19 protein-coding genes are annotated in these 21,300 nt (G+C 66.4%); 6 read left to right on the top strand and 13 right to left on the bottom strand.

Annotated elements, in window-relative coordinates:
* Positions 1–223: 223 nt before the first annotated feature.
* Together DEJ03_RS08540 and DEJ03_RS08535 are read right to left on the bottom strand one after the other, a co-directional pair.
* The gene (locus DEJ03_RS08540) at positions 224–553 is read right to left on the bottom strand and encodes a hypothetical protein (protein WP_217499688.1); all 330 of its coding nucleotides are present in this window, start codon (positions 551–553) and stop codon (positions 224–226) included.
* Between the two features lie 101 nt (positions 554–654).
* Positions 655–984, bottom strand: a complete 330-nt coding sequence (locus DEJ03_RS08535) for a hypothetical protein (RefSeq protein WP_110864289.1) — start codon at positions 982–984, stop codon at positions 655–657.
* A 259-nt stretch (positions 985–1,243) separates the two neighbouring features.
* Here DEJ03_RS08535 and DEJ03_RS08530 point away from each other — a divergent pair, with 259 nt between their 5' ends.
* The gene (locus DEJ03_RS08530) at positions 1,244–1,708 is read left to right on the top strand and encodes a VanZ family protein (protein WP_084740580.1); all 465 of its coding nucleotides are present in this window, start codon (positions 1,244–1,246) and stop codon (positions 1,706–1,708) included.
* A 69-nt stretch (positions 1,709–1,777) separates the two neighbouring features.
* On the opposite strand, the gene DEJ03_RS08525 is transcribed toward DEJ03_RS08530, so the two are convergent.
* The 5 genes from DEJ03_RS08525 to DEJ03_RS08505 all read right to left on the bottom strand — a co-directional run bounded on the left by DEJ03_RS08525 (position 1,778) and on the right by DEJ03_RS08505 (position 7,836).
* Complete coding sequence (locus DEJ03_RS08525) at positions 1,778–2,341, bottom strand: hypothetical protein (RefSeq protein WP_110864288.1); 564 nt, start codon at positions 2,339–2,341, stop codon at positions 1,778–1,780.
* Between the two features lie 380 nt (positions 2,342–2,721).
* On the bottom strand, positions 2,722–4,542 hold the full coding sequence (locus DEJ03_RS08520) for a DUF4012 domain-containing protein (RefSeq protein ID WP_110864287.1): 1,821 nt from the start codon (positions 4,540–4,542) through the stop codon (positions 2,722–2,724).
* 35 nt (positions 4,543–4,577) lie between these two features.
* Positions 4,578–5,549 (bottom strand): GDP-L-fucose synthase, encoded by a 972-nt coding sequence (locus tag DEJ03_RS08515; RefSeq protein ID WP_110864286.1) that lies wholly within the window; start codon positions 5,547–5,549, stop codon positions 4,578–4,580.
* Positions 5,549–6,577, bottom strand: coding sequence for a GDP-mannose 4,6-dehydratase (gmd, locus tag DEJ03_RS08510; protein WP_110864285.1), 1,029 nt, complete (start codon positions 6,575–6,577; stop codon positions 5,549–5,551). Before gmd ends, DEJ03_RS08515 begins: the two co-directional genes overlap by 1 nt.
* Positions 6,574–7,836, bottom strand: a complete 1,263-nt coding sequence (locus DEJ03_RS08505; RefSeq protein WP_110864284.1) for a glycosyltransferase family 4 protein — start codon at positions 7,834–7,836, stop codon at positions 6,574–6,576. The genes gmd and DEJ03_RS08505 overlap by 4 nt, the downstream gene beginning before the upstream one ends.
* A gap of 127 nt (positions 7,837–7,963) precedes the next feature.
* On the opposite strand from DEJ03_RS08505, the gene DEJ03_RS08500 reads away from it, so the two are divergent.
* From DEJ03_RS08500 to DEJ03_RS08485, 4 genes are all read left to right on the top strand, one after another.
* Positions 7,964–9,112, top strand: coding sequence for a glycosyltransferase family 4 protein (locus DEJ03_RS08500; RefSeq protein WP_110864283.1), 1,149 nt, complete (start codon positions 7,964–7,966; stop codon positions 9,110–9,112).
* Positions 9,113–9,171: 59 nt separating this feature from the next.
* Positions 9,172–9,735, top strand: coding sequence for an acetyltransferase (locus DEJ03_RS08495; RefSeq protein WP_309146879.1), 564 nt, complete (start codon positions 9,172–9,174; stop codon positions 9,733–9,735).
* Positions 9,732–11,930 (top strand): glycosyltransferase, encoded by a 2,199-nt coding sequence (locus DEJ03_RS08490; protein WP_110864281.1) that lies wholly within the window; start codon positions 9,732–9,734, stop codon positions 11,928–11,930. The genes DEJ03_RS08495 and DEJ03_RS08490 overlap by 4 nt, the downstream gene beginning before the upstream one ends.
* A gap of 110 nt (positions 11,931–12,040) precedes the next feature.
* Positions 12,041–13,417, top strand: coding sequence for a hypothetical protein (locus DEJ03_RS08485; protein ID WP_146237687.1), 1,377 nt, complete (start codon positions 12,041–12,043; stop codon positions 13,415–13,417).
* 2 nt (positions 13,418–13,419) lie between these two features.
* On the opposite strand, the gene DEJ03_RS08480 is transcribed toward DEJ03_RS08485, so the two are convergent.
* The 6 genes from DEJ03_RS08480 to DEJ03_RS08450 form a co-directional block, all read right to left on the bottom strand.
* The gene (locus DEJ03_RS08480; RefSeq protein WP_110864279.1) at positions 13,420–14,166 is read right to left on the bottom strand and encodes a hypothetical protein; all 747 of its coding nucleotides are present in this window, start codon (positions 14,164–14,166) and stop codon (positions 13,420–13,422) included.
* Entirely contained in the window at positions 14,163–15,368 is a 1,206-nt protein-coding gene (locus tag DEJ03_RS08475; RefSeq protein WP_181422655.1) for a lipopolysaccharide biosynthesis protein, read from the bottom strand. The genes DEJ03_RS08480 and DEJ03_RS08475 overlap by 4 nt, the downstream gene beginning before the upstream one ends.
* A gap of 8 nt (positions 15,369–15,376) precedes the next feature.
* Positions 15,377–16,420 (bottom strand): glycosyltransferase family 4 protein, encoded by a 1,044-nt coding sequence (locus tag DEJ03_RS08470; RefSeq protein WP_146237686.1) that lies wholly within the window; start codon positions 16,418–16,420, stop codon positions 15,377–15,379.
* Between the two features lie 96 nt (positions 16,421–16,516).
* Positions 16,517–17,983, bottom strand: coding sequence for a sugar transferase (locus DEJ03_RS08460; RefSeq protein WP_258370674.1), 1,467 nt, complete (start codon positions 17,981–17,983; stop codon positions 16,517–16,519).
* 13 nt (positions 17,984–17,996) lie between these two features.
* Positions 17,997–18,944, bottom strand: a complete 948-nt coding sequence (locus tag DEJ03_RS08455; RefSeq protein ID WP_110864274.1) for a hypothetical protein — start codon at positions 18,942–18,944, stop codon at positions 17,997–17,999.
* A 14-nt stretch (positions 18,945–18,958) separates the two neighbouring features.
* Complete coding sequence (locus tag DEJ03_RS08450) at positions 18,959–20,410, bottom strand: polysaccharide biosynthesis tyrosine autokinase (RefSeq protein WP_110864273.1); 1,452 nt, start codon at positions 20,408–20,410, stop codon at positions 18,959–18,961.
* 152 nt (positions 20,411–20,562) lie between these two features.
* Here DEJ03_RS08450 and DEJ03_RS08445 point away from each other — a divergent pair, with 152 nt between their 5' ends.
* Positions 20,563–21,285 carry a type II CAAX prenyl endopeptidase Rce1 family protein gene (locus tag DEJ03_RS08445; RefSeq protein WP_110864272.1) on the top strand — a complete coding sequence of 241 codons (723 nt, stop codon included), beginning with the start codon at positions 20,563–20,565 and terminating at the stop codon, positions 21,283–21,285.
* The last annotated feature ends 15 nt before the right edge of the window (positions 21,286–21,300 follow it).

Here is a 21,300-nt window from a genome sequence, read left to right as displayed (position 1 = left end):
GCCAGGTTGATCCTGGCAGTTCCTCGTGTTCGGATGGGGACAATCCGGGTCCCCAATAGGGGGGACCACTCGTTCAGGGGGTACGCGGCGATCCGGCACGCCACGAAGCGCCACGGCCCGTCGTCGCGACCCGTTCGCGCCCCGTTCGCGCCCCGGGCGCACGGAAGAACCCCCGCCAGCAGGCCGGCGGGGGTTCGAGGATCAGCGAGCGATCAGCAGTGGATCACGCGGTCGGACGGATCACGTCCGGCAGCAGCACGTGCAGGCGCTCGGACAGACGCGCCTTCGCTTCGTCGAGGGACCGGAAGTCCCCGACGTACTCACCGAAGGTGTCGGAGACGAAGAAGTGGGTGCCCTGACGGTCGACGGTGCCGCCGTAGTAGCCGCCGTAGTTCGCGACCCACAGGCCGGTGTCGGCCTGGGCCCACGAGATGCGGACAGGGGCTGCCTGCACGGGAGCCACGACCTGGGCCTCGATCTCGGCGATGACCTCGATCGTCTGGGTGTCCAGGGTCACCTCGGCCTGCTGGCGGTGGGCGACGGTCGTGCTCATGGTGCTGCTCCTTCGTGCTGTGCTGCGTACTGGGTGGTGCCGGTGGTTCCGGGTGGTGCGGGCGTCGCGCTCGACGCCGGTGGGGCTGGTGTCCGTCGTCGTCACTCGACCGGCCGGATGACCGGCGGGAGCATGACGTGCAGCTGGTCCTCGAGCTTGGTCTGTGCCTCTTCGAGGGAGTTGAACTCGCCCACGACGAGCCCGAAGGTGTCGGAGGCCACGTAACGGTCGTCGCGCTTGTCGACGCTGCCGCCGAAGTACCCGCCGTAGCCGGCGATCCACTCGCCCTGGTCTTCCTGCACCCAGGTGACCTTGGCGCGCTTGGGGCGCGAGGAGAGGGCTGCATCGGCCTCGAGGATCGCGATGGTGTCCACGGTGTCGGTGTCGAGGGTGACCTCGGCCTGCGTCGCGTTGTTCACGGTGATGCTCATGTCGCTCTCCTTCACGATCCGGGGTACATCTGCTGACACCAGAACGCTACGAGAAGTGCCGAGGGGATCGCCAGCCAGGCCCGTCGATTCACGGGTTTCGTCAATGCCACCCATCGGGCAGCCCCGGATTTCCGGGCAGGTGCGTCGCACTTCCGGGGTACAGCGCCAGGATCGGGGTACTCGTTTTCCGGATCGCCGGGATCGGGGGACGAGATGGTGCGGACACCTGCCTGGAGGCGCGACTCGCTAGCGTCGGCACGTGACCTCCGACAAGCCCCGCGTCGACGACCGCGCCCCGGCCACCTGGCGCAGCCGCCGCTTCGCGACGGGGCTGGCGATCGCCTACGGCGTCGCCCTGGCGCTCGTCGGGTTCTGGGGCTCCCCCGTCGACGCCGCAGGGGCCCCCTGGCTCACCCGTGTCCTCGCAGCCGCGCACCGCCACGGCCTGCCGGAGCGCATCGACTACGCCACCGTGGAGTCCCTGGCGAACGTGGTCTACTTCGTGCCGCTCGGCCTGCTCGTGGTGCTGCTCGCCGGGGCGCGGTGGTGGTGGGCCGCCATCGCCGCGGGGCTCGTCGTCAGCACGTGCATCGAGACCGGTCAGGCGCTGTTCCTGCCCGCCCGCACCGCGACCATCGACGACGTCGTCGCGAACGGCGTGGGGGCGCTCCTGGGGGCCGTGGTGGGTGTGCTGCTGCTCAGCCGTGCGGCCCGGCGTCGCTGAGGACGATCTCCGGACACGACGAAGCCCCCGGAGCAGATGCTCCGGGGGCTTCGTTCAGTGCGTCGAGACTCAGACGGACTCGCGCTGGCGGCGGACCGAGCCGCGGACCAGCAGGAGGCCACCACCGAGGACGACTGCGCCGCCGGCGACCCAGAGGGCCAGGGCGGAGACGGTCGAACCCGTGAAGGCCAGCGTGCCGTCGGTGCCGTTGCCAGCACCGGCGCCAGCTGCGGGAACCGCAGCAGCGTCAGCCGGGGCGACGGTGAAGGCCGCGAAGCCGACGACGCCCGAGGTGGCGCCGGTGGCGGTCAGGTTGTAGGTGCCCGAGGCGCCCTGGGGGAACGTGACGTTGACGTCGAGCGAGCCATCCGAAGCGGCCGTGTAGGTCTTCGAGACGGTCGTGGTCGGCAGCGCGCCGAGCGTGACCGCACCGGCACCGGTGACCTGGACGTTGACGGTCTCGTTGTCCTGGAACGCGCCCTCGGTGAAGTTCACCGAAGCGGTGCCACCGGCGACGGCGGAGCCGGAGACGGAGACGTCGGAGTCAGGCGTGTAACCGGCGGCGTTGGCGACGGCCGGAGTGGCGAGCAGTGCGGCGCCAGCCAGCACCACCGCTGCGATGAGCTTCTTCATGAATGGTTCCCCTAAAGATCTGAAAATCCAGACCCTGACACCCAGAGCCCGCTGTTCGCCGGTGGTTGACCCCCAGCCACAGAAATGGCGGTTGTTATGGCGAAGTTGTCTCAATCTAGCGGAGTTTCCCAGCTTGATACCAGATCACGTGGATTTTGTTCATTGGTCGACGTGTGTTCATCCACGTCACCTGCCCGTCGCACGACCCTACCGTCGGCCGATCGAGGCTTCACGCATCAGAAACCCCAGGTGGGAGGCCCTAATAGGGCGAACTGGAGCACGCTGTGCGTCCAATGAAGGACCTTTGCACCCGGACAGGTGAGCCCGTTGCCCCTCGGAGTGGGGGCACCCTCTCGGTTCGCTTTGCGGAGCTTCCGTTGTCAGCCGGCGGCGAGCGGCTGCTCGCAGTCGAACGTGAGCGGCTTCGTCTCGGTCTGGCGGACGCCAGGAGTCGAGCTCGCCTGCACCGCTGCCTTCGCGTACTTCGCATCGCCCAGGAACGCGACACGGTAGGTCAGGCTCTCGCCGGGGGCGAGAAGGGTCTGCAGCTGGGCCACGGGGTGCCCGCCGTCGGTCGCCGTCTGCACTGCCGTCGTCTTGCCGTCCTTCGTGGCACCGAGGAAGATCGCGTTCTCGGGTGCGTACGCGGCAAGGAGCGTCTTGATCTTGCCGGGCTCCACGCCGAAGTTCCCGCCGCCGGTGACGTACGCGGGCAGGCTGGTCGCCGCGTCGGCCGGTGCCGTGTTCTTGATGGTGATCTGGACGACCGACGTCGGTCGCCCGTCCTTCCGGCACACCGAACTGCCGACCGAGACGCGCTTCTCGAGGTAGTAGTCCATCTTCGAGCCGGTGCCGTCGTTCAGGTAGACGGCGAACTGGCTCGAGTCTGTGGTCGCCCTCGGCAGCTCTCCGGCGACCGGTGTCCCACTGATCCGGCCCTGCTCCGCCTTGTCGGCGCTCCAAAGGCGAAGGCGGCCCTCATTGGAGCTCTGGGTCAGCGCAGACACGAAGGCCTTCGTGTCGAACCCGCCCGACGCGACCTTGTCGAACACCGCGCTGGCGGCGGACGCGAAGAACGCGTCTTGCACGACCGGGTCGGGGTACTTGGCGTACACGTCGCTCAGCAGCAGCTGGACGGCATTGTCCGCGGTCATGGTGTCGCCGGTCGGCAGCTGCACGGGGCCGGTCGCCCTGAGCAGGTAGCTCAGCGTCACAGGATCCATGGCGAGCACGCCGTCGACCTGCTGCCCGAACCGCTGCTTCCACATCTCCCGGGCGAGCTTCGCCGACACGTCGAAGCGCGGTGTGAGGGTGACGTCCTGCATGTACTCGCCCGTGATGTCCCCGTAGAGTCCCCGCGTGTCGTCGGTCAGCGGCAGCACCGGCTTGTCGTACGGCCCGAAGGACGACCCGGACGCTTGGCTGCCTAAGCTGATTGCTCCGTCCTTCGCCTGCAGGAGCGCCACTGCACCGGGGATGCCCCCGCCCGCGCGCAACTCGGCGTTGTTCTGGAACAGCAGCAGGTAGTTCCGGTCCCCGTCGTGACCGAGCATGGCCGGTGCAAGCTGCACGATGCGGTTCGCCGCGACCGCCTGCTCGGACGCTGACGACAGCGCGTTCCGCAGCTGTCCCACGGCGGTGGTGACCGGCGACAGCGTTCCACTGGTGTCGATCCGCGCCGCGTCGGCACGTGCCTGCTGGAGTGTCTGCGTGGCCTGGGCGATGGCCGGCTGCGCGTCCTCGATCGGCTGGAGGTCGATTTTGCCGTCCTTCGGCGCGAACGAATCCGACCCGAGCCCTCCGATGACGCCGGCGACAGGACTGACGGCGTCGCTGGCGACGTCGTCGACGATCACCGAGACGTCCCGCACGGCCCGCAGGTTGGTCCCGAAGAAGGGTACTGACTGTGCCGCGCCCCAGACGGGGTCGCCGGTCAGTGATCGAGCCGACGCTGCCTCGTCTTCGAGGTGCCTCGCCGTCTTCTGGGCGGCGGCGGTGTCACCGCCGGTCAGCTGCGACCGAAGGGTGTCTACGTCCCCGACAGCCCGCTCCAGGTGCCCCTTTGCGAGCATGCCGCGGACACCGACCCAGGCGACGGCGAGGATCAGCAGCAGGACAAGGGCGAGGACGACCCACAGGACGATCCGGGCCCTGGACCCCCGGCGTACTGCAGTGCGTCGCGACTCGGGCTGGTCGGACATGAGGCGATCCTACGGTTCCGCGCGCCCGACACCCGTCACTGACGGACGGAGTCCGCGTGTTCGCGGTACCAGTCGATCGTGGTGCGGAGCCCGTCCTCGAGGCCGATCTGCGCCGTCCATCCAGCGTCCGCCAGCTTCGACACGTCGAGCAGCTTCTGCGGGGTGCCGTCCGGCTTGGTGGTGTCCCAGACCGTCTCGCCCCCAAACCCGACGATCTTGCCGATCGTCTCGGCGATCTCCTTGATCGTGACGTCCGACCCGGTGCCGACGTTGACCTGGTCAGGACCGTCATAGTGCTCCATCAGGTGGAACACCGCTGCCGCCATGTCGTCGACGTGCAGGAACTCACGACGGGGCGCCCCGGTCCCCCAGTTCTCAACGGTCCGTGCGCCGCTGCGAGCGGCTTCGTCGTACCGGCGGATGAGCGCCGGCAAGACGTGGGACCCGGTCGGCGAGAAGTTGTCGCCCGGGCCGTAGAGGTTGGTCGGCATCGCCGAGATCCACGGACGGCCGAACTGCCGACGGACGGCCTGCACCTGCAGGATGCCGGCGATCTTGGCGATGGCGTAGGCGTCGTTCGTCGGCTCGAGGTGGCCCGTGAGCAATGCGTCCTCGTGGATCGGCTGCTCGGCCATCTTCGGGTAGATGCAGGACGAGCCGAGGAACACGAGCCGTTCGACACCGTGCTCCACGGCGGCATCCATCACGTTGACCTGGATCTGCAGGTTCTCGCTCAGGAAATCGTGCGGGTAGGTGTTGTTCGCCATGATCCCGCCCACCTTGGCGGCGGCGAGCACGACGTGCTTCGGCTTCTGGTCTGCGAAGAAGGCGAAGACCGCGCCGCGGTCCTTCAGGTCGAGCTCGGACGAGGTCCGCCCGACCACGTCGGTGAAGCCCTCCGACTCGAGCCTGCGCCAGACCGCCGAACCCACCAGGCCGCGGTGTCCCGCGACGTAGACGCGGTCAGCTCGATCGATCGGACCGGGGGTGAAGTCGGTCGTGGTCATCAGGAACCCCAGCTCTCGAGACGGACGGTGTCGATCCAGGGACGGCCTTCGTGCTCGAGGGCGGAGATGTCGGCGTCGACCATGATCCTCGCCAGCTCGGCGGTGTCGACCGTCGCCTCCCAACCGAGCTTCTCCTTGGCCTTCGAGGCGTCGCCGACGAGCGCGTCCACCTCGCTCGGCCGCAGGTAGCGCTCGTCGAACCGAACGTGGTCTTCCCAGTTCAGCCCGGCGTGCGAGAACGCCGTGGTGAGGAAGTCCTTGACCGTGAAGTCGCCGCCGGTCGCCAGCACGAAGTCATCCGGCTCGTCGACCTGCAGCATCCGCCACATGCCCTCGACGTACTCGGCGGCGTACCCCCAGTCGCGGACGGAGTCGAGGTTGCCGAGGTACACGTGGTCCTCGAGGCCGGCCTTGATCCGAGCGACCGCACGGGTGATCTTGCGGGTGACGAACGTCTCACCACGACGCGGTGACTCGTGGTTGAACAGGATGCCGTTCACCGCGAACATCCCGTAGGCCTCGCGGTAGTTCCGGGTCACCCAGTAGCTGTAGACCTTCGCGGCGCCGTACGGAGAACGCGGCCAGAACGGCGTCTCCTCGTTCTGCGGCGGCGGTGTCGCGCCGAACATCTCGGAGGAGGACGCCTGGTAGAAGCGCGTGTGGATACCGGACACGCGGACGGCCTCGAGCATGCGCATCGTGCCGACACCGGTCACGTCACCGGTGTGCTCCGGCTCGTCGAACGACACCCGCACGTGTGACTGCGCCGCGAGGTTGTAGACCTCGTCGGGCTTCAGCTCGCTGAGGAGGCTGACGAGCCGCGCGCCGTCGCCGAGGTCTCCGTAATGCAGGAACAGCTTGGCGTCGGGGTTGTGCGGGTCCACGTACAGGTGGTCGATCCGCGAGGTGTTGAACGTGGACGCACGACGGATGAGTCCGTGCACCTCGTACCCCTTCCGGAGCAACAGCTCGGCCAGGTACGAACCGTCCTGCCCGGTGATGCCCGTGATGAGCGCGCGCTTGGTCAATCGTTCCCCGATCCCGTGGATGTGTCCGTCCGACGCCCCTGCGCCAACCCCTGCAGCAGTTGAGCATATGTGTCGAATGATGCGCGGCTCGACAAGCGCTCGTCTCGGAAACGCCGACCTGATCGGCCCATCTCCACAGAGCGAAGGCTGTCCCCACCGAGCATCTCCGCTGCTGACAGTAGTGCCTGAGGATCACCCGCAGGCACAGAAGTTCCGCCTCCGGAAAGGAGGATCTCGCTCTCGGTGACGCTGCCAGGGTCAGTTGCCGCAATCACCGGAAGGCCGGTGCTGAAGTACGACGTGAGCTTGCTGGGGACTGCCATACCGGCAACCCCGGGCCTCTCGTTCACGAGGAGGACATCGGCGGCAGCCAGCGCACGGCGAAAGGCGTCGTCCGACAGTGACGGAAGCATCCGTAGTGCTTCGACGCCCGTCGCCGCCTGCTCGAGCATCGTGCGCTGGTTCCCGTCGCCCAGCAGGACGAAGCGAACACGACTGCCTTGCTCAGAGGCGAGCCGCGCGGCCTCCACAACGTTCTCAAGCCCTTGCTTGACGCCCATGTTCCCCGCGTGAAGGACGATGATGTCGTCGTCGGCCCACCCGAGTTCCTTGCGCGACGAGACACGGTCGACAACCTCGATCTCCTCGAGGTGTGACCAGTTCCGGACAACGGTGACCTTGCTGGGCAGGACGTTCATCCGCTCCACCACTGTGTCTCGGAATCGCTCATGGATGACAACGACGCCGTCGGCCCGTCGAAGGAGCCACCCTTCGAGCCGCGCGACCGCTCGCGCCATCAACCCGGGACGCTCACCGAGCTCATCGAGGCCCAACGAATACAAGTCCTGAACCCAGATGACCACGGGCACCCGGGTGAACAGCCGCGAGCGGACGAAGCTGATCGCGCTCGACAACAAAGCCGGCGACACGAGGACCAATACGTCGGGTCGCCCGAAGCGGGTCGTACTCGTGACGATCCCGAAAGAGACCTCGGAGAGCGCCCGAGCTAGCCCGCCGGGCTTCGACGGCAAACGGTGCCGAAAACGCTCGATGCGAACGCCCGCACTTTCCTCACGTGTGTGACGCCCGGGGGCTCCGTCGAACCGCCACTGCGGGTAATGCGCATGCGCCGTGAGCACCCGGACGCGTCCTCCACGACGCACCAGGTCCTCTGTGAGGCCAGTCGAGTACGGCGCGATCCCGGTGGTCTCCGGGGCGAAGTTGATGCCGATCAGCAGAACCGACAGGGGACTCGTCACCGGGTGAACATAACAGTCGCGCGGCTTCGATCTCGCGTGGAAAGCACGATGTCGAATCGAGAGACACTTCAGGACGCCTGCTGTGTCCGGCTACCCTGTGCCTTGTCAACTCGAAAGAAGGTTCGCAATGGCGCGAGTCCTGATCATGCAGCCGTACGTCCCGTCGTACCGAGTTCCGCTCTTCACCGAACTCGCGACGCGCCTTCTAGAGCAGGGACACGAGTTGGTGATCGCAAGCGGTGAACCCACCGGGTCGCAGGCAGACCGGCATGACAGCGCCTCCCTGGAGGGGGTTCAAGAACGTCTCGTGCGCACAACCTCCCTGAAGATGGGACCGATTCACTTCCGCTTCGGTTGGGGACGGAGCGCGTGGCGCGACGCAGATGTCATCGTCGCCGAGCTCGCTGCCGGGTCTTTCACCACGTACGGGGCGCTGATGCAACGTCGGCGACCCGTCGCGGTGTGGGGTCACGTGGACGCCTTCGTCCAACCGGACACCGCACTTGCCCGCGCACTCCGGCGGTGGCAGGCGCGCTCGTCATCCCGGGTGCTCGCCTACACAGAGCGAGGTACGACGCTCGCTCGCCGTTGGGGGGTCCCCGCGGACAGAGTGACCAACCTCAAGAACACTGTCGACACAACGGATCTGAGTCATGCGATCGAGCAGCGACGCTCGATCGACCCGCTATCCATTCGCGAGCGTCTCAAGCTGGGTCGCGGGCCAGTGTTCGCGATGATCGGAGGCATCGACGAGAGCAAGCGCGTCGATCTCGTTGTCGCAGCGCTCGATCTCCTTTGGCAGACGCGTCCGTCAGTCCAGTTGCTGGTAGGCGGCCGAGGTGAGCTCGAGCCCGAGTTCAAGCGCTCGCGCGACCGCGGCCAGGTCCGGATGCTCGGGTACGTCGAAGCCGCGGCGAAGGCGGACATCGCGCGGGTTGCCGTCGCCCTCCTCAACCCTGGCCGGGTCGGTCTGGTGGCGGTCGAAAGCATGGCCATGGCGCTCCCGATCATCACGACGCGAGGGACTCGGCACGGACCGGAGTTCGACTACCTCGACCCGGGAACGGACTGCCTGGTGTGTGCACCAGAACCGGCGGCGCTCGCGGAGGCTATGACCTCGCTGGCTGACCATCCAGAGGCCGCAGATCGGCTCGCCTCCGCAGTCGCCGCCAAGAGTCCGGCCTTCGCCCTGGCGGGCATGGTGGACCGGTACACCGACGCGATCAACTCGCTGCTGCAAAGCATGAAGACGAGATCTGGTCGCCCTAGGATGTGACGAGACGAGGTCGCTCCTCGCATCCAGAGGGAAATCCGGGACTCATGGCAGGGGACGTCGTGCGCGTCATCAAGCTCAAGGCTGCGCCAGGAGAGCGAAGCACGTGGGGCCGCTCGAAGTTGGCTGTCTACGCGTGGGGGGTCGCGGAACTGCTCTTCGTGACCAATCCCTGGCAGATCTCGTCCCAAGTCCGAGTGAAAGTTCTCCGGGCCTTCGGGGCCGAGATCGGCGACGGAGTGATCTTCCGACCCAGGACACGAGTGCGGTTTCCTTGGAAGCTCCACATCGGTCCCGACAGTTGGATCGGGGAAGGTGTCTGGTTCCACAACCAGGACCACATCCACATCGGCAACGATGTAGTGATATCCCAGGAGACGTTCCTCACGACCGGGAGCCACGCGCACCGGCGCGACATGAGTCTGATCACCAGACCCATCGTCATCGAACCCGGCGTCTGGGTGACCTCGCGTTGCATGGTCGTCGGCGGCGCTGTCATCGGTACCTCGAGCCTCATCAAACCCATGAGCCTCGTTGAGGGACACGTCCCCGCCAACTCGATCGCGGAAGGACGACCAGCTCGAATCGTCGGTATCCGCTTCAGCGAAGAGGAGCTAGAAGCGTGAGACTCCTCATCTCCGTCACCTACATCTCCGAGGACGGCGCCTTCGGAGGACCGGTGAGCGTCGCGCTCAACCAAGCAGCAGGGCTCGCAGAAGCCGGTCATGAGGTGACCGTTCTCGCTGGGTGGGACGGAAGAGCGCGACCAAAAGCGCCCGGATTCGACCTCGTTCTCCTCAAGTCGAAGCCCTTCGCGGGCATGGGATTCGTAGCGACCAGCACCCGATCGCTCGGCAGTTGGCTTCGGCGGAATCTGCGGAAATTCGACGTCGTCCACGTGCACAGCGGTCGTCATCTGTTCGACCTCGCGGTCGCCACGGCCGCGCGCCGCATGGGACGTCCTTACGTGGTTCAACCACACGGGATGATCCTCCCGTCTTCCCGGCCCCCCATTTTGATCCTTGACTCGTTCGTGGTGCGTCCGATGCTTCGCCATGCGTCCACGGTCCTGGCACTCACGGATGCTGAGGAGCGAAGCCTTCGACGACTAGAACCAGAAGCCTCCGTAAGGCGGATCAGGAACGGGATCCGACCCATTCAGTTGGCGACGTCCCCACGGCGCTCCGAGGTGCTCTTCCTCGCCCGCCTCCATCCGCGCAAGCAGGTTCTCGTCTTCGCCGAGATGGCACGCCTCCTCAGTCGAAGGAACCGTACTGTCCAGTTCGCGGTTGTGGGTCCGGACGAAGGCGATCTCGCCGCCCTTCGCTCCTTCATGAGCACGAACCCAGACGTGCCTCTTCAGTACGAAGGGGCGATCCAGCCGGGCGAGGCTCCGGCGCGTCTGGCGCAGGCGCTGGTGTTCGTCTTGCCGAGCCGCGGAGAAGTCTTCCCGGTCACGGTGCTTGAAGCGCTTTCCGTCGGGACTGCGACGGTCATCACGGATGACTGCGGCATCGCTCAAGAGCTCGCGGACCACAATGCGGCGCTCGTGTCTGAGGGTTCGCCCGAGGATCTCGCTCAGCGGGTCGAATCTCTCCTTCTCAACCCGTCCCTGCTCGAGTCGACCACCGCGTCCGGGCATGCCTCGGTCAGAGCCCTCTACGGGATTGAAGCGGTCGTGAGCTCACTCCTGCGCTTCTACGAGGACGCCGTCGGCTCTCGCGGCGTGCTGTGGATGACGAACACCGCGGCGCCGTATCGCATCCCTGTTTGGGAGAGCCTCGCACGCAGGCTCCCTGTCGAGGTGATGCTTCTCGAACCTGACCAGCGATTGGCGAGAGACGACAACAACCGCGGACCGGAGTGGGAGGCCCGCTCGCGGACCAATCTGATTTTCGCTGTCTCGTGGCTCAAGACAGCTGTGCTGAAGCGCGGTGAAGCGCGTTACTACTTCGGCTGGCTTCGGCACGCTCATCTTCGGAACAAGCGTGCTGTGGTCCTGGGAGGGTGGGAGTCGCCTGTCTACTGGATGGCGTTGCTCAGAGCCAAGAGGGCGCGCGTCCGAACGGTCGGGTTCTACGAGTCACACCTTGGCTCGCAAGGGAACACTCGCGGACCGATCTCCTGGTTGCGGCGCAGGTACTTCGCAACGCTCGATGCGGTCGTCACGCCCGGTCCTGCCGCAACTGAGGCCGTGATGCAGATGGGGGTGGCCAGGAGCCGCATCCACGAGGGATTCAACGCCGTGGACGTCACGCACATCCGTGAAGTCGTGCAATCGACGCGTCCTGCCCAGCAAGGAGACCACCGCCTCCGGATCATCTACGTGGGACAGCTGATACCTCGGAAGAACGTTGGTGCTCTCATCGGCGCGCTCACGACCCTGCCGAACGCCTCACTCACGATCGTGGGCGTGGGGCCGCTCAGGGCACAGCTCGAGCAGCAAGTCGTCACGACTTTGCCCAACCCGGATCGGGTGACCTTCGTGGGTTACATCCCCGGGCAAGATGTCGCAAAGCGGATGCTGGAGCACGATGTTCTCGTGCTTCCGTCGCTTTCGGAAGTTTGGGGACTTGTGGTGAATGAAGCGCTTGCGTGCGGGCTACACGTAGTGGTCAGCACGAGGGCGGGAGTGACTCGCTCGGTTGAGAAACATGCCGGGGTCATCGTCTCCGACCCCGATACCATGTCCTTGGTGTCCGCACTCCGGAGCCTTCCGGATCCAGTGGGCCGGATTCCAGACCCCGAGATTCTTCAGCAAACGCCAGCGCGGTTCTCCGAAGTCTTCGAGAGGGCGATCTTGTCGGAGAATGAATTGTGAAGCGGGCACCACATCACAGGCACCTGCCGTCATCCGGCAATGGGGCCGGCGGTCCTGGAGCACTGCCGCAACCGCTTCTGGGGACCATTGTTTTTGCGGTCCTGGCCCTGATGGTTCCACTGTTCGTGGTCGCGACGACTCCGAACAACGGCTACGACGCTTGGGCTGGTTGTCTCGCGGTAGCGGTCCTCGCGGCGGCACGGTTCGCTTGGGCCATCTCCGCTCGTGAGTCCCACATCGTCGACATGGTGGTGTCCGTCTTCGTTTACGGATTCCTCGGCATTGCTCCGATGGTGCAACTCCGACAGCGTGCCGAAATATCTACTACGCCTGGATTCCTCGAACAGTACGCGTGGCAATCAGTCGCCATCGTATTCATCGGGTACGGCGCGCTGCTGCTAGGAGCATTCTTCGGCAAGCGATCATCGCTGCACGAATTCCCTGCCTCGGAACCTACCGCTGTGGCGCTCCAAAACTCGAGGGTCGTGGTGACGACCCTGCTGGCATTTGGGATCACTGCGTACTACGTTTACTCGCTCGGACCCGAGGCGCTGTTCCACACCAGGAGCGTGATCGACGCCGAGCGCGCGGCTACATGGGCCAATCCGACGACTGCTGCGCTGGTGACCGGGTTCTCGAACATGGGCCTGCTCGTAGTGGCCGTGGCACAGATCCTGTTGTTCCGTCAGCGGCGCGCATCTGGGGCGCCAGCTCCATTGGTGCTCCTGATTGTCACCCTCGTCGCACTCTTGGTCGTGGTCAACCCTGTCTCCAGCCCCCGATACACGGTAGGCACCGTGTACGTGGCTCTATTGGCTGCATGTGGGGCATGGTCTTCCCTCAAGAAATATCGAACGGTCGCGGTCTCGCTACTGACCGCTCTCTTCTTCCTCTTCCCGATCGCGTCGACCTTTCGGAACTCGATCGATGCGAAAGTCCAATTCAAGGGTCCACTCGAATCACTCCTGAGCGGCGACTTCGACAGCTTTTACCAGATCAACAACACCGTCTACTTCATCGCCAGCCGCGGAATCACTTGGGGGGACCAGCTACTCGGGGTGGTCCTCTTCTGGGTCCCACGCGACGTCTGGCCCGGGAAGGCGGTCGACACCGGCATCCTTCTGGCAGAATTCCGCGGTTACTCGTTCACGAACCTCTCCGCCCCACTCTGGGCCGAGTTGATGATCAACGGGAGCTGGCCACTCCTCGTGCTCGGAATGACACTCATCGGATTCATGGTTCGTCGGTGGGACAGCAAGCTCGCATTGCATATCGCAAGGGCTGGCACCCCCGGCCTCGTCGGCTGCATCGTTCCGGTCTACCTCCTGATCGTGCTGAGAGGCTCGCTCCTGCAGTCGATGGCGTCCCTATCGGTCATCCTGCTCTTGGCGTGGTTCCTGTCTGCGGGCTCGGCTCGCACGAAATCGAATCAGCAGGCAGCCGCAGTTCGATCGTCGTCAGAACGAACAGGTGAAGGCGCAGCCTGATCTCAGACTTGCTTGCGTGATGCGAGGCGCGAGAGACGATCCTCGAAGAGTTCTATGAGTTGCCTCTTGAACTTTCCAGGTCCGGCTCCGTAGAACTCTCCAGTGGACCCAGACTGTCCGCTGATCCTGGGGCGAACAGGAAACCGCTCGAGACGGATCTGCTTCAACGCCGCCGAGCGGGCGAGCGCAGCCGCGACGGCGTGCTCGAGGTAGACGCCCGCAGACTCATCGATCATCGTCGTCTCGGCGAGGATCACGTCGAGCCACTCTTGAGCGCGTCCGGTCACTAGTCGGGTGTCAACGAACGACCGGTCCGCAGTCGTGCGAACTCGCACGACGGGTCCAAGCACGGGCCGCAGAACTTGCGACGGGTTCTCCAAGCCGAGGCGGCCCGTCATCTTGTGAATGGTCGTGTCCTTGCCAGAGGACCGGATGATTCCCTCGACGGCGAAGCGGATGGCATCGGCCTCGACGCGTCCCTTGCCCCTGTCCACTTCGGAGGTCGTCGGGTCGAATGACACCACGCGTGTCAATGCCCGATCCTTTTCGGGAAGGAGCTCGGTGAGGTCAGCGGTCGCTTCGCCACTCGTTTCGACGACGACCAGATCGACTCGTTCGTCGAGCTGAGACCGGATTGCGCTGATCGCCTGCCTGTACTGGAGCAGTCGCACAGCAGGATCAGCCTGCGCGACGAACAGACCGGTGTTCGGCCGAACCGTCGCGGTCAGCAAGACCGTTTCGCGAGTCATGGCTTCCTCCGAGTGGAACGAGCAAGGCTGACCGTCCCGCCGAGGAGCGAGACGAGGATGAAGAGCTGGGCGATCAACGCCGCATGAGCTGCGCCGAGCGCGCCAGCGGAGCCTCCGAGGACCAGCACCAATGCGAGCTGACCGATGGCCGCAATGACCATCACGATCGCAACGTAGCGATCCCGCTGGAACGATTGAAGCACCACGACGAGTGGCTGGCAGATGATGGACGGGATCACGACCAAGGCGAGGATCTGAAGCGTCGCTGCTGAGCCTTCGTACGAGCCGCCGAGGAGGATCCCGACGATGAAGGGTGCGGCGAAATACACCGCAATCGAGACTGCAATCGCCGCAAGCGGCATCCAGATAGCTCGTCGCAGCTCTGACCATGCGCCCCGAAGGCTCGTGCTCCGCGCGGCGTACGGTGCCAACGCCGAAGAGAACGCCGCTGCCAGAAGCGACATGGGTTGTGTCCAGCGATTGACAGCGCCGTAGACGCCAGCAGCTGCGGGTCCTGCTGCGGCCGAAAGCAGTGTGAGGTCCAGCGCCTGGGAACTGTTCGCCACGACGGTGAGCCCGAAGTAGTGAGCACCGGACCAAGGGTTGCTCAGCCTCGGCCGCCGCCGCAGATTGCACGGACTCATCGACCGACCAACCACGGCGGCACCGATCGACCCCGCCGACAACGCGATCCACAATGCCGTCGGTGCTGAAACGTCGGCAGCCACCATCACGAAGAAGAGGACCGACGCGAACACCCTGTCGGCCAGGATGACGAGTGCGACCAGCTCGCCCCGCGCAGCGCTTCTGAGCGGAACTTGGTACGCCTGATTCGCCACTAGTGCAACCGTGATCGGACCGGCCAGCCATAAGGCAGATCCCGGAAACAGGATGGCCACGCCGGCACACCAGAGCAGCGCCGCGCCGACGGTGATCGCGAGCTTTGAGAACAACCGATCGACGAAGGTCTGGTCTGCGAGGGCGCGCCGGGCAAGTTCTCGAGTCCAATGGTTGTTCGTCCCGAAATCAACGAAACCGGCAGCAGCGGTACCGAGCGCGATAGCTGAAACAGTCGAACCGAACTCCGATGGAGAAACCTCCCTCGCTGCAACGAGGTAGAGCAACGCCACAAGCACCTGCGCCGCTCCGGTTGAGGCCGCCAGGAAGAGCGCCTGATGAGACATCGGGCGCTCTTGCGGCATCCGGCTCCTCATGGAAGCAGAGCCGATGTGAACGCCTCACTACTTGCCTTCAGCACTGCCGGCGGCCTGGGTGAGGACGCGGCACGGTGCAATGCCTCTGCCAGTGTGCGGGTGTCGAGTGCAACCCACTCCCCGAGAGCCGGGTAGGCGGCGAGATCGTTCTTGAGGCTCTTTGCGCCGGCAGCGACGATCCTGGTCCCGATTGCGGCCGCCTTGCCCAGCAGCCCACTTGGCCCCTCGTTCGAGTGGGCGAGGACGACGCAGTCAACACATGCGACTGCTGAGTCGAGCTCTACGTCGCTCAGTAATCTGTCAACGACGACGACGCGGCCCTCTGCTTCGAGGGTTGCAAGTCGGTGCCGGATTTCGAGCGGGATGTCATGATCAAGCTTTCCGGCCACGAGCAGCCCGACGTTCGTGTCGAGTCCGACGATCGCGTCGAGGATCAACTCCAAGTTCTTCCGAGCCGAGATCGCCCCGAGGACCGCAAACCAGTATCGGTCGCCCGTGATGCGGTGAGCAGAACGGAACGATTCGACGGCACTCGGGGTTGCCAAGGTGCGGATCGGGTCTACAGCGACCCCGAAGGCTGAGTGCCCAGACCACGTCGGCGACTTCAGAACCCGCAGACGAACTCGCCCCATTGCCGCGACCCGGCGGAACGCCATAGTACGGAGCGCGGTCTTCATCCGAGTGATCAAAGCATTGCTCGCAGGCTGAGCGGTCTCGCGCATCACGAGGACGCTCAGCTCGCCGCTCCCCTCCCACTTGCGACGGAGCGCGAGACTGATTGCGGTTCGGTCTCCGTCGGGGACGATGACGTAGTCCGAATGCATCACACGCGAGGCTCGGACAAGATCGTCGAGTCCGCTGGCCGGTCCACGTCTGACAGTAATCCCCTCCTGAAGCCCACTGAGATGAACGCGTTCCTCCTCGGCTTCCGGATGCTCGCCAAGAACAAGAGTGACATGGTCGCCTCGTTGGCGCGCGGCCTCCGCGATGAGGCGGGCGTAGAAGAGCCTGTGACCTGTCGGATTCGGCTCGATGACCACCGTGCGACGAACCCCTGGCATCACGCGAGCCATCGCAACGTCACCACTTTCTCCTTCTGAGCGAGATCCGCTAGTCATCAAGCCGTGCTTGTCGCGTCAGTAAGCGCCGCGCGAAGCGACGACGGCCTTGGCAGTCCGCCAAAGGACCACGAGATCACCCGTGATCGACCAGTTCTCCACGTAGTACAGATCAAGCCGCACGGAATCCTCCCACGACAGGTCCGATCGGCCGCTCACCTGCCACAGGCCGGTCATCCCCGGCTTCACCAGGAACCGACGGTGGACGTGCGTGTCGTAGCGGGCGACCTCGCGTGCGAGCGGCGGTCGGGGTCCGACGAGGGACATGCTGCCGGCCAGGACGTTGAAAAGCTGCGGCACCTCGTCAAGGCTGTAGCGGCGCATGAACCCGCCGACCCGGGTGACCCGGGGGTCGTTCCGCATCTTGAAGAGGACGTCGTTGCCCTCGGCGCGGTCGAGTGCGCTGAGCTCCTGCAGGCGTTCCTCGGCGTCGACGACCATCGAGCGGAACTTGATCATCCGGAAGGTGCTGCCGTTCAGGCCGACGCGCTCCTGCCGGAAGAACACCGGACCGGTCGAGGTGGTCTTCACCAGCACGGCGAGCACGAGCAGCAGCGGCGACAGGACGACGACGAGCAACCCTGCACCGATCAGGTCGAAGGCACGCTTCGTGTAGAGCTTGCGCCCCGAGTAGGTCGGCGTCTCGACGTGGATGAGCGGGAGGCCCTGCACCGGTCGGGTGTGGATCCGGGGGCCGCCGATGTCGGTCAGGCTCGGCGCGACCACCAGGTGCTGCCGGCCCGGCTCGAGCGACCAGCTGAGTTCCCGGACACGCTCCGGCGGCAGGTCGTCGGAGCTCGTGATCACGACGGTGTCGGCGCCGGTCTCGCGCAGCGCGGAGCCGACGTCGTCGAAGCCGCCGTGGCTCTGGATGGTCGAACCCGTCAGCAGACCGCGGTGGTTCGTCGACACGACCGCCCCGACCACGCGGTAGCCGGCTTCGGGGGAACGAGCGAGTTCGCGGCCGATGTGCAGCACGCTGGCCGGAGACCCGACGAGCAGCACGGTCGCCGAGTACGCGCCCTGCTGACGCTGCGCTACGAGCCACTGCCGCCAGATCCACCGCGACAGCAGGAGGACGAGGATCCCGATCGGGAACGCGATGAGCACGTAGCCGCGGGCCAGGTCGACGTGCAGCAGGAACGCCGCGATCGCGAGCAGGCCGAACACGCGGACGCTGGAGTCCGCGACCAGGCGGTACTCGGTGCTGCCGACGCCGATGACGCGTGCGCCGCGGGTGTCGTACAGGGCGAGCGCGCTCATCCACACGACGATCACGACGATGGAGATGGCGAAGTAGCTCAGCCGCAGGTCCGCGGTGTTGGTCGCCAGGTTCGACTTGAGTCCGAGCCAGGCGATCTGCACACCGAAGACGACCCAGATCAGCGCCAGCAGGTCGGTGAACAGCACGCGGCGCGAGTACTTGCGGCTCCACTCGTCGGTGGCGCCGACGGCGCGCGGTGCGCGGAGCGCATCCGTCGTCACGAGGACGACCCGGTCACCACGTCGCGCCGCCGTCCGACGACACCCGCACGGTCTTGCCGTCCCACAGCCAAACGTCCTGACCGGCACGGTCGATGGTGACGGTGTTGTCGGTGTCCGCGCCGTCGGCACAGCCGATCGGCGTGGTGGAGGACGAGGGCGTCACGTCCGACGCGGACATGGTCTCGATCTGCACGCCGTCGCACGCTGCTGCACCGACGCGGGCGAGCGTGTAGTTGCCACCGTCGACGCCGATCGAACGGACGCCGCCCATCGGCACGTCGACCCACGCGGCATCGCCGGTGCGCCACTCGAGCTGGCCGTCGCAGATGACGACCGCGGTCTTCTCGCCCTGGAACGCGTCGATCGGGTCGCCGCACGGCGCCTGCTCCGTCCCGCTCGCGAGCACGACACCGTCGGTGCTGATGCCGGCGCCGGCGGCGCCGGGCGCCCCGGCTTCCCATGTCACGCCGGCGTCGGTGCTGGTCCGCGCCGTCGTGGTGCAGTCGTCGCCGACACCCACCAGGACCGAGAGCTCCGCACTGGAGGCCCGGATCGCCATGAGCGATCCGACATCCGTCCCGAGTCCCACCGGGACCCACGTCGCCCCGCCGTCCACGGAGTGTTCCAGCACCGGCCGCGGGCCGCCGCACGACCCACCGGACGCGCGCCACGCCTCCTGGCCGTCGACCGCTGCCAGCAGGCGGCGACCCTGCTGCTTGGTGGAGGCTGCGTCTGCGTCGGCAGACGCACTCGGTCGCGGTGTCTCGCGCCGGTCGGGCGTTCCCGAGAAGGTGGGGATGGGGCCGGCGGGTCCGTTCTCCTCGGGTGCCGTCCGGCCCAGGGCGAGCGCGACGAGCACGACGTCGACGACGATCAGCGCCACCACCACGACGGCCACCAGGATGAACGTGGTCCGGGGCAGTGCGCGGCCGAGGCTTCGGGTCCCCCGGCGAGTCTTCATCTGATCGGCCCCGTTCAGCGCCCGGCGCGGCGGAGCACGCCCAGCTTCTTGCCGGAACGCTTCGGCGGGTGCGTCGACGTGGTCACGGTGTTGTCGTCCTCGTCGTGGCCGTAGCTGTAGCCGTAGCCGTAGCGGCCGTGACCGTAGGCTCCCGGGCCCTTCAGCGGCATCTTCGTCAGGACGAAGCCGGAGACCGGGGCCCCGACGTTCTCGAGGGTGGCGACGGCCGCGGCGAGCTGGCCCTTCAGCGTCTGTCCCGAGGCGACCGCGACGATCGCGCCGGAGGCCTTCTTCGCCAGGATCGCCGCGTCGGTGACGGGCAGCAGCGGCGGGGCGTCGAACAGGACGTAGTCGAACTGCTGCTCGAGCAGGTCGATCAGGTCCTGCATCGCGCGGGAGCCGAGCAGCTCGGACGGGTTCGGCGGGATCTGACCGGCGGGCAGGACGACGAGCTTGCCGCGACCCCACGGGTGGGCGACGTCCTCCAGGTCGGCGCGGCCGATCAGCACGTCGGTCAGACCGGCGTTGCTCTCGACGTCCATGTACTCGGCGACGCGGGGGCGGCGCAGGTCGGCGTCGATCAGGATGACGCGGAACCCGGCGCTGTCCAGGGCGATCGCCAGGTTCGCGACGGTGGTGCTCTTGCCCTCGGACTGCATCGACGAGGTCATGACGAAGGTGCGGGCACCGGTTCCGATGTCGAGGAACTGCAGGTTGGTGCGGAGCGTGCGGAAGGACTCGGCCCGGGGGCTGCGCGGGTCCACCTGCACGATGAGCGGACGTTCGGCGGCCTTGGCGTCGAAGGCGATCCCGCCGACGACCGGCTTGTCGCTGATCTTCTCGACGTCGAGTTCGGTGCGGATCCGGTTGTCCAGGGTCTGGCGCAGCACGGCGATGCCGATGCCCAGGGCGAGCCCGACGAGCAGACCGAGCGCCACGTTGACGGGCACGTTCGGGCTGACCGGGACGCTCGGCACGTCGGCCTGCTTCACGCGGGTGAGCTTGACCGTGCTCTTGCCGCTCGCGTCGGTGGCCTCGATGTCCTGCACGACGTTGGTCAGGCTCTGCGAGGTCGCGTTCGCGATGTCGGCGGCCTGCACCGGGTCGGTGCCCTCCACCGAGATGGAGATGAGGGTCGTGCTCGTCGGCGCCGTCGCCGACACCATCGTCGCGAGCTGGTCCGCGTTCATGTCGAGCTTCAGCGACGAGATGACCGGCAGCAGCACGATCGGCGTCGACACCAGGTTCGAGTACGTCAGCACCCGCTGCTGGGTGAACGTGTTGCCCTGCGCCAGGTCACTGGCGCTGCCGGACGTCTCCGTGGAGACGAAGACCTGCGCCGATGCCGAGTAGACCGGCTTCTTCAGCAGGGAGAACCCTGCGGCTGCGGCCACTCCCACCAGGGCGAGTACGACGATCAGCACCCATCCCTTGCGGAGCACCGTGATGTAGTCGCGGAGTTCCACGCCTTTGCCTTCCCCGATCATGGCCGTCCCCGTGGTCCCGACACAGGCACGCCGGGGTACTCCCAGCGCACGGCATACAAATAGTGCCACAGGAACGAGTACTGCTCGGGGGAAGTCGCCATCCGCCGCGCGGTGTCCTCTACGGTGGCCCCATGCGCTCCGAGCCGGCCCAGACCACCACCGAGCCCAGCGTGCGGCGACAGCGGGACCTCATCGTCATCCTCGTCGCACTCGGCGTCGCCGTGATCCTGACCCGGATCGTCGGACAGGTCACCCGGACTGGGGGCATCCCCTCGCCGGTCCTGCAGGTGCTCGCCGCGGACGCCGCCGTCTGGGTGCCGCTCGTCGTCGCGGCCGCCGTGGTGCTCCGTCGGACCCCGCCTGCCGCGATGCTGTCGCGGCTGCGGCTCGACCTGGGGATCGTGGTCTTCGCGATCGGCATCGTGATCGTGTGCCGCGCGGTGGACGTCGTCATGTCGCTCGCGTTCACGGGGACGACCGGGCTGGTCCCCGCACCGTCCCTCGGCACGCCCGACGTCGGGCTGCTGCTCGTGTCGGCGATCGGCATCGTCGTCGTGAGCCCGGTGCTCGAGGAAGTGGTGTTCCGCGGGCTGTTCCAGCGCCGGCTCGCCGCCGAGCTCACACCCCGCACCCGGTTCCTCGCGGTGCTGGTCACGGCGTTCCTGTTCGCGCTGCTCCACCTGCTGCTCGGTGCGGGTGGCACGTCGCTCGGCGGGTTCCAGGTGTTCGTCACGACGTTCCTGCTCGGCCTGCTCACCGGCACGCTCGTCGCGATGACCGACCGCATCGGCGGCGCGATCCTGGCGCACGTGCTGTTCAACGCGGTCGCGGTCGTCGCCACCTGGCCGCGCTGAGCGTCCAGGGCTGCT

It is taken from the genome of Curtobacterium sp. MCLR17_043, assembly GCF_003224215.1.
Taxonomy (GTDB): domain Bacteria; phylum Actinomycetota; class Actinomycetes; order Actinomycetales; family Microbacteriaceae; genus Curtobacterium; species Curtobacterium flaccumfaciens.
The sequence above is the reverse complement of the archived record's forward strand: the minus strand, read 5'-3'. Positions and strand labels throughout refer to the sequence as shown.

Coding starts and splice junctions, on each gene's coding strand:
- DEJ03_RS08540 (WP_217499688.1), bottom strand. CDS start 553: ATGAGCACGACCGTCGCCCACCGCCAGCAGGCCGAGGTGACCCTGGAC.
- DEJ03_RS08535 (WP_110864289.1), bottom strand. CDS start 984: ATGAGCATCACCGTGAACAACGCGACGCAGGCCGAGGTCACCCTCGAC.
- DEJ03_RS08525 (WP_110864288.1), bottom strand. CDS start 2,341: ATGAAGAAGCTCATCGCAGCGGTGGTGCTGGCTGGCGCCGCACTGCTC.
- DEJ03_RS08520 (WP_110864287.1), bottom strand. CDS start 4,542: ATGTCCGACCAGCCCGAGTCGCGACGCACTGCAGTACGCCGGGGGTCC.
- DEJ03_RS08515 (WP_110864286.1), bottom strand. CDS start 5,549: ATGACCACGACCGACTTCACCCCCGGTCCGATCGATCGAGCTGACCGC.
- DEJ03_RS08500 (WP_110864283.1), top strand. CDS start 7,964: ATGGCGCGAGTCCTGATCATGCAGCCGTACGTCCCGTCGTACCGAGTT.
- DEJ03_RS08485 (WP_146237687.1), top strand. CDS start 12,041: ATGGTTCCACTGTTCGTGGTCGCGACGACTCCGAACAACGGCTACGAC.
- DEJ03_RS08480 (WP_110864279.1), bottom strand. CDS start 14,166: ATGACTCGCGAAACGGTCTTGCTGACCGCGACGGTTCGGCCGAACACC.
- DEJ03_RS08475 (WP_181422655.1), bottom strand. CDS start 15,368: ATGCCGCAAGAGCGCCCGATGTCTCATCAGGCGCTCTTCCTGGCGGCC.
- DEJ03_RS08455 (WP_110864274.1), bottom strand. CDS start 18,944: ATGAAGACTCGCCGGGGGACCCGAAGCCTCGGCCGCGCACTGCCCCGG.
- DEJ03_RS08445 (WP_110864272.1), top strand. CDS start 20,563: ATGCGCTCCGAGCCGGCCCAGACCACCACCGAGCCCAGCGTGCGGCGA.